Below are 7,033 nucleotides of genomic sequence, written 5' to 3'. Positions count from 1 at the left end.
TCTTGGCTCCTCTTCGTACGTAGGGTTTAACATAGGCCGGCGGGATCAATCTCACATCATGTCCAAACTGCCGAATCTCCCGCGCCCAGTGGTGAGCAGCCGCGCAGGCCTCAATGCCGACTAGACAAGGTGCGAGCGAGGAGAAGAAAGACATGATCTCGCCTCGCCGGAGACGTTGGCGACCGGCCAGTTGGCCTTGGCCATCAACTGCATGGATGTGAAATACGTGCTTCGATGTGAAATACGTGCTTCGAAATGTCCAACCCAATTGTCGCGACTTCCATTGGTGAATTGCTCCTGTTACCGGGTTCGTCCATCGCCAGTATATCGCCGGCGCCGAGGGAGCGGGGCCGTCTTCCCCATCAACGGCCGGCTGCGGGATGAACTGATGAACAAGATGCTGTTCACGTCGCTGGCCAGGCCCGCGTCGCGCTCGGATGCTGGCGCGCCGATTACAACGACGCACGACCACACTCGCGGCTCGGATGGAAGACGCCGTCCGAGTTCGCCAGAACTGGATAAAACTTGATGTGGTGGAACGGCCCGCTTCAACAGCATCAAAGTGCTAGAACGTGGTCTTGTTCGAACGCCACAAAGGAGGGACCCTTCCGTGAAACAGGTTAGCACCATCGGGTTAGATTTGGCGAAGCACGTTTTCCAGGTTCACGGCGCGGATGCTGAGGGCTCGCCCGTGTTCAACAGGAAATTGCGGCGCAGCGAGTTTCTGCGCTTCTTCGAGAAACTGCCACCATGCCTGGTGGGGATGGAAGCCTGCGGTAGCGCCCACTATTGGGCGCGCGAGATCGCAGCTCTCGGTCATGAGGTGCGGCTCATTCCGCCGGCTTATGTCAAACCTTCGTAAAGCGAGGCAAAACGGATGCGGCGGACGCAGAGGCCATCAGCGAAGCGGTGACCCGCAAGACCATGCGCTTCGTCCCAATCAAGACGGCCGAGCAACAGGCTGCCGCGATGGTGCTGAAGACCCGCGCCCTTCTAGTGCGGCAGCGAACGCAGGCGGTCAACGCGTTGCGCGCGCATCTGGCCGAATTGGACATCATCGCCACCGCTGGCCTGGCAAAGATTGAGGCGCTGGTCGCAATCGTACGGAATGAGACAGATGCTCGCCTGCCCGCAGCAGCGCGCTTCGCGCTGAGGGCTATTGCCGATGAGATTGAAGCTTCAGCCGACCAAATCGAGAGACTCGAGCGCGCGATTGTTGTGGAGACCAAGCACGACGAGGACATGCGTCGGTTGACCACGATACCTGGCGTCGGCGCCATCACGGCGGCGACCATCAAGGCGCTCGTGCCTATCCCGGCGGGTTCAAGTCGGCTCGCCACTTTGCCGCCTGACTGGGAATTGACGCCGCGGCCTCATTCAAGCGGAGGCAAAGAGCGACTGGGACGAATATCGAAGATGGGAAATCCGGAACTCCGCTCTCTGCTCGTTGTCGGGGCGACGGCCGTCTTGCGGGTTCTCCGAAACGACGCTTGGGGCGCGGCCGTGGCTGAAGGCGCTTCTCGCCAGATGGCCCTTCAAGGTTGCAGCGATCGCGCAGGCCAACAAGAGGGCGCGGATCATCTGGGCGCTTCTGAACAAGGGCGGGACGTACCGACGTCCCGACCCGCTGACTGCCGCGGCCGCCGTCTGATGGACGCAGTGACCGCCAAAGCGATCTGACCGGCGCAGGCCGGCAGAGGGCAAGGTGCAACAACAGCCGATGAACCCATGTCCCGAAACGAGTGAAGCTACTGCCCCTAATGCGCTCAAACGCGTAAACTTGATTTAGCTCCTCTTCCGCGGATCTCATTGAGGCCAGCGGCCATGTGCCGCGCGCAAAGGCCGGACATATGACCGCACCGTCCCAATGTGTGAAATCGACTGAAAAAAGCTCTTGCCACGCGGGCCGTTCCATATATGGGGGCAAGGTCACTTGTTACGATCAAGAGGATCGTACCCTGGTGGTTGTGCTCGATCCATCACTTGCCGGCTGCCAGGTTACAGTAAGCGTTGCGCTGGAGCACAACGTTGATGATCTAGTCGAATGCGCTCGGAGATAACGTCTCGGTACGCGCGATGCTAGGCTGCGACGGCAGGCACCTGTTGCATCGCTCCGCAGGAGCGATGCAACAGGCTCATGGACATTAGTATTGCCAACGTCGCGAGACACAGTGCGTATGGCGTGTAGGAACGCGCCGACACGCGTCACCTGGCACTGCGGTTCATTCCGACGCTCCCGAGACACGGGGACGCAGCTCGTTCTTCGCGACGCGCCCCTCCTTCATGACGAATTTGACGCGCTCCAGCTCGCTGATGTCATTGAGCGGGTCTCCAGTTACCGCCACGATGTCCGCAAACTTGCCGGGTTCGATCGTGCCAATCCGGTCCTGCCAGCCTAGCATTTCTGCGGCGTTGACGGTCACCGCACGAATGATATCCAGCGATGGCATGCCCTCGCGACTCAACTCCGTGAACATGGTGGCGGAAGCCTCGCCGCGGGTCTTGCCAGCGAAATACAAATACATGTCCGATCCCGCGGAAAACTTCACGCCCGACTTCAGAACCTTCTGCACGAGTGCCGCGCTGGTCTTCCGGCCCCAATCGTCGCGCGGAACGCGCCGGCTGCGGAATTCGGCCGAGAGCCAGGCTGGCGAATAGACTTTCTCCCACATCCACGGAGTTATGTCGAAGAAGATGCCCTTGTCCCGCATCTCCTCCAGTTGCCGATCGGTAATTCCGTCTCCGTGTTCGATCGAATCCACACCGGCGTCGATAGCCTCCTGAATGTTCTGCTGGCCACGGACATGCACAGCTACCTTCATTTTGTGGCGATGAGCCTGCTCGACCACTGCGGCGAGGCTGGCGGCGGATATACCGTCGCCGTGAATAACCTTGATCTGGTCGGCACCCTGGAAGGCGTTCCTCTGTACTGCCGCGCGCGCCTCGTCGGGACTGCCCACGATCAAAACCTCCTGCTCCAGGATCGCGTCCGAGAGCGCGGCGTTCAGGTTCCTGACGAGGGAGCCGCGCGCAATCAGCTTTCGTCCGGAAGCCAGCAGGTGGGGCCCCACAACCTTACCGGTGTTAATTGCGTCGCGAAGCTCGGTATCCCCATCGATCCCAGAGTTCCCAAGATTCCTTACAGTCGTGAAGCCGCTCTCCAGGTCTTCGCGAGCCAGCTGGGCACCTGTGAGCACACGCTTCTGAGGCGACTCCACAATCGCGAGGAGCAGGTCTGGTGCGCCGTCCGAGTTCCACCGACGAGTGAGCTCCGGCTCGGGAGGAATGACTACGTCGAGGAAGAGATGTGTATGGCTGTCGACGAGGCCAGGAAGGAGCGTGGCTCCGCCCAAGTCCAGCACTCGGGCCTGGGGCGGCGTGTGGACCTGCGCCGGCGCCCCAACCTCAGTGACCTTTCCATTTTCGATCAGGACTGCAGCTGGGGATAGTACTTGTCCGGATCGTGGATCAAGAAGGTGGGCCGCCTTTAGGAGCGTTATACCTCCCTGTCGATCCTCGGCCGCCGCAGGGCGTCCGCTGAGCAACACAGCACATACAGTTAAAGCCAGCCATTTGCTGAACATTGATGTCCTCCCGATCACGAATTAGAGTTACAAAATTGGTGTGGCAGATCTCACGAGCAGCGTTAGGTCCACAAAGCGCCCGCGTGTTCTCCTCAAAGCTAGCGAAAATATCGGACCGGCGAGTGTAGCCCCTCACGTCATCCGCGCTCAGCGGCAGGTTGGGGCGAGCTGGTTGTGATATTCGCGGCCGGCGTGACCGAGCTTGATCCTGGCAAAAGGGTCGAATCCATTCCGGTTTTAACTCGCTCATTCCCACCTCCGCCCGGCCATCGCTCCGCAAGAGCAACGTCCGCCGTCTCAAGAGATTAGGATCGCGATCGCGCAGGATTTGCGCAAATTCACTCCCCGGAAAGAGAAATTTTTCGCAAATCATGCGCGCGACGCGCTGGAGCGACTGCCGCCGCGCGTGCCGGCCAGATGCGAGGCGATCAATCGCCGAAGTCGATCAAGAGGAGGATGGACTCTGCTGGATCGACCCACGCATTCTGGATCACCGTCTCTTCAGTCGCGCGGCGTGGCTCCAGACTAAGGGGGCCCGGAATTTGGAGATATTGAGTGCGGGTCGGCATAAAACATGCCTTAACGGGTCGCAAGCACTCTTGGAGGTGCAGCCGCTTGTACTCGAACAGCCTTGTCTCCGACGGGATCACCCTCCATAACATTTTGCGCAACCCCTCCAGTGTCGCTGAGTAGGCGAGGATCTCGCCGATGTGCAGAGTGTGTCGGCCCTACGCGTCAGACGCACGATCCACGAAGAATTTGTCTTCCCGGTGGGGAGAATTTGCGCAAATCCCGCGCAGCCGCGATCCTATTCTCCTGCAGATGTTGGACACCGCTCGTGCGAGGCGATGCGGACAAGGAGGAAAAATGAACAACATGACAGTAGAGAGGGCGGAGGAGTTCGCCAGGATTGCGCTCAATCACGTAGGGCGCGAGTACCCAGCCAAGTTCGATCACCACATGGTGGCGGGACCGCATGAAGTGAAGGTACCACGCGCCCTGCATCCGCTCTTCTACGGCAGCTTGGACTGGCACTCGTCGGTCCACACTCACTGGCTGCTGGCACGCCTCTATCGGCGCTTCACAGGCGTCCGAGCCGCAGGCGATATTCGCGCTTGGTTAGACGGCGCGCTGACGCCTGACAAAGTCGCAGGCGAGCTCGCCTACCTCAATCGGCCAACATCGACGAGCGGCTTCCAGCGGCCCTACGGCTGGGCCTGGCTCCTGATGCTGCAAGCGGAGCTTGAGACGCACGCGACGGACGAGGGCCGGCGCTGGGCCAAGGCTCTGCGTCCTCTGGCAGAAACTTTCGCCGCGCGCTTCAAGAGGTGGCTGCCCCTGGCGACCTACCCGACACGTGTCGGCGCAAATGGAAACACCGCCTTCGCGCTCGTGCTGGCAAGGCGTTACGCCCTCGCCACCGGTGACCGTGAGCTCGCCGAGACGCTCGCCGCTAGCGCCCGGCGCTGGTACGGCATGGACGCCGCTTGCCAAGCGTGGGAGCCAAGCGGCACCGACGCTCTGTCACCTACTCTGATGGAAGCCGAGTGCATGCGCGCTTTCCTGCCGCGCGATGAGTTCGAGTCCTGGTTCGGGCGCTTTCTCCCGGACTTAGCGCGCGGCGAGCCAGCAACGCTGTTCACGCCTGTTACGGTCAGCGACCGGAGCGACGGGCTGACCGCCCATCTCGATGGGGTCAATCTCAATCGTGCGTGGGCTTGGCGGCACCTTGCGGCAGCGGTGCCGCCGTCCCTGAAGCCCAGGCTCGAAGAAGCAGCCCGCCGTCACCTTGACGCGGCTCTCCCATACCTCGCCAGCGAAAATGGCGATTTCTGGCTTGCGAGCTTCGCGTTCCTTGCGCTTGACGATTGTGACTAGATGATTGTGGACGACGCTGTCATTTGGGGGGCTAATCTATCTCAAGACCTGACCTAGGCGCGAAAGGTGTTCCGGGGGCCACCTCTTTAGCCCTCTCCTAGGATCGAGATTCGCTCCGCGAAACAAGATTGCTCCCCTGAGGTGATTTTGTCTGAGGAGAGTGTCAAGGCAGCAGCTCTCAATATCAGTTTCAAATTGTTTTCTCGGCGCCAAGCGGCCATCAAAGGGCTGCCCGGCGCTCCTTATGTGAGTGTAGAAAGTTCAGCTTATGGACTTGGGCTACAGTCGCAGATGTTCTCTCTCGGTACACCTATCTTCTGCGCACCCCTAGATTGCTCCACATTTTCCCACCATTTGGGATTCGCGTCCGTCGCCCGAGGAGGAAAGGGTCGAACGAGAAGACCACGCGGTTTCGGTAGCCGACGTCGTTACAGCGAAGATCGATGTGGTCTCGATTCCGTACTCAGTCGTCGACTGATTGGCTTCATTGAGAACAATCTCAAGGCCTGGATCCAAAGCGCGCGTCCTTGCCGGAAGCTCTTGCCAGAAGCTTCTCCGCCATCGCTTCGGATAACATATCTTCGGTAGCCTTTCTCGTGGCGGAGGGTAGTTCTTACCTTTGCCAATCTTGGTCCGCTCTCGACAGAGCTATGCTCGAACGAGCTGCATGAGTCGGCCTATATCGCAGGAAGACTCCAGGCTCGACACGAGATCGAGTACAGCTTGGGTGGCGTCATTAAGCCGCGGAGACCCAAGGGTCTCAAACCGCATCTCGAGGTCTGTATCCCAAGTCAGGCGGGCCACTTTTTGCAGACCTCAGGATAATAGTCTGGCCATCTTTCCCCCGTACTTCGACCGTGATTGATCTCATCGCCTGCGTCCGTTGTCAGCAAAGTCGTCTTATTTGCGACTTCCTCCACGTCAGGATCCGCGAATGACTCTTTAAAGTACCTCGACTCCGTGCCGGATTGCCGAGCAGCGCGGCAATGGACGCGAACTTCGCTGACATCAGCGCCAGGACCATGTTGTGGTAAGGGGCTCAAGCAGATTGCGGGCGCATCGTACTCGGGTGATGATGACGCCCGCAATCTCAGAGGCTGGAAGGCCGGCACGCTGAACCGATCGGATGAGGCGCATCGTCTCGTGACTGGCTTTGCAAGCGGGGAAGGGCTTGCTCCGGCGCTATGAATCCCCAGCCCTGCCGTCTTAGCCGTCAGAGCGCAGGGGTCATAATCACGGCCGCTCGCGACGGTCTTGAAGAACTGTGCCATCGAGCGCGGCTGGCGAGGTTTCACCGCCGGCCCCAGCAAGAGCCGCCGCGATGAGTACGGGCGGCAAGGCCTGCGTGTACGTGGCCCTCCATCGTCCATCACCGAAGCCGTCACAGAATCCTCCCACCATGTTCGCAGCGAACTTGAACGCGTTCGCAAATCCGCAGACGCGGCGGAGCCGTACACCCCGACCGTCGAGACTGCGCATTTCGCAAAAACGGGACAGCAGTTTCGCTAACTGACGGACAGCAGTTTCGCTAAATCGCGGACAGCGTAGCGGCGCTGGCTTTTGGTTGCCTG

At 60.1% G+C, this 7,033-nt stretch carries 3 protein-coding genes and 3 pseudogenes; 3 read left to right on the top strand and 3 right to left on the bottom strand.

Going from position 1 to position 7,033, the window contains the following annotated elements; translation table 11 throughout:
- Window positions 1–284, bottom strand: a pseudogene (locus tag IVA87_RS09355) (IS110 family transposase); the annotation flags it as partial.
- Window positions 285–364: 80 nt separating this feature from the next.
- Here IVA87_RS09355 and IVA87_RS09350 point away from each other — a divergent pair.
- Together IVA87_RS09350 and IVA87_RS09345 are read left to right on the top strand one after the other, a co-directional pair.
- Window positions 365–516: pseudogene (locus tag IVA87_RS09350) on the top strand (transposase); the annotation flags it as partial.
- Between the two features lie 94 nt (window positions 517–610).
- A pseudogene (locus IVA87_RS09345) lies at window positions 611–1,651 on the top strand (IS110 family transposase).
- Between the two features lie 571 nt (window positions 1,652–2,222).
- On the opposite strand, the gene IVA87_RS09340 reads toward IVA87_RS09345, so the two are convergent.
- Window positions 2,223–3,353, bottom strand: coding sequence for an amidohydrolase family protein (locus IVA87_RS09340; protein ID WP_247333435.1), 1,131 nt, complete (start codon window positions 3,351–3,353; stop codon window positions 2,223–2,225).
- A gap of 1,098 nt (window positions 3,354–4,451) precedes the next feature.
- Between IVA87_RS09340 and IVA87_RS09335 the strand changes: the two genes are divergently transcribed.
- Window positions 4,452–5,462: a DUF2891 domain-containing protein gene (locus tag IVA87_RS09335; protein ID WP_247333434.1), complete on the top strand. Its 1,011-nt coding sequence runs from the start codon at window positions 4,452–4,454 to the stop codon at window positions 5,460–5,462.
- Window positions 5,463–6,695: 1,233 nt separating this feature from the next.
- Here IVA87_RS09335 and IVA87_RS09330 read toward each other — a convergent pair.
- Window positions 6,696–7,033 (bottom strand): hypothetical protein (locus IVA87_RS09330; RefSeq protein WP_247333433.1); only part of this gene is annotated, 338 nt, incomplete at its 5' end.

Source organism: Bradyrhizobium sp. 147 (genome assembly GCF_023073935.1).
Lineage (GTDB): Bacteria > Pseudomonadota > Alphaproteobacteria > Rhizobiales > Xanthobacteraceae > Bradyrhizobium.
This window is presented reverse-complemented; position numbering and strand designations above follow the sequence as displayed.

What these genes read in the sequence shown, in the direction of transcription:
- IVA87_RS09335 (WP_247333434.1), top strand. Translation starts at nt 4,452, where the DNA reads ATGAACAACATGACAGTAGAGAGGGCGGAGGAGTTCGCCAGGATTGCG.